Annotated in this window: 1 protein-coding gene; it reads right to left on the bottom strand. The window is 74.4% G+C overall.

Features of this window, described 5'->3' with window-relative positions; all coding sequences use genetic code 11:
• A partial coding sequence (locus IF89_RS39875; protein WP_158718173.1) for a hypothetical protein occupies window positions 1-303 on the bottom strand: 303 nt, incomplete at its 3' end.
• Window positions 304-355: the final 52 nt, after the last annotated feature.

The raw sequence follows: 355 nt of genomic DNA, 5'->3' as shown, positions 1-355 counted from the left end.
GTTGCCGGCGGTGTCGAAGTACTGCACGGACCCGTCGGTGCGGTCGGTCAGCCGCCACTCGTAGCCGCGTCCGTCGACGCCGTCGCGGGCGGGCAGGCTCCCGCCGGGCACGTGCTCGAAGCGCACCCCCTCCCCGGGGAACCGCTTCAGACCGGAGCCGGCACCGCCGGGGGCACTAGCGGCGGGGTCGACCTCCCACACCCCGCCGGCGGCCACAACGCGGCCCTCTTCGGTATCGACGAAGGGCAGGCCCAAACCCATGCCCGCGCCCAGGCCCTGCCGGTCCACCCCCAGACCCGACAACTCCTGGTCATACGACAGTGATAGCCCGAACCCCGCCTCCCCCCGCCCCGCC

Origin of the sequence: Streptomyces sp. NRRL F-2664 (assembly GCF_000719345.1) — a bacterium.
In the GTDB taxonomy this organism is placed as follows: Bacteria; Actinomycetota; Actinomycetes; order Streptomycetales; family Streptomycetaceae; genus Streptomyces.
The sequence above is the reverse complement of the archived record's forward strand: the minus strand, read 5'-3'. Positions and strand labels throughout refer to the sequence as shown.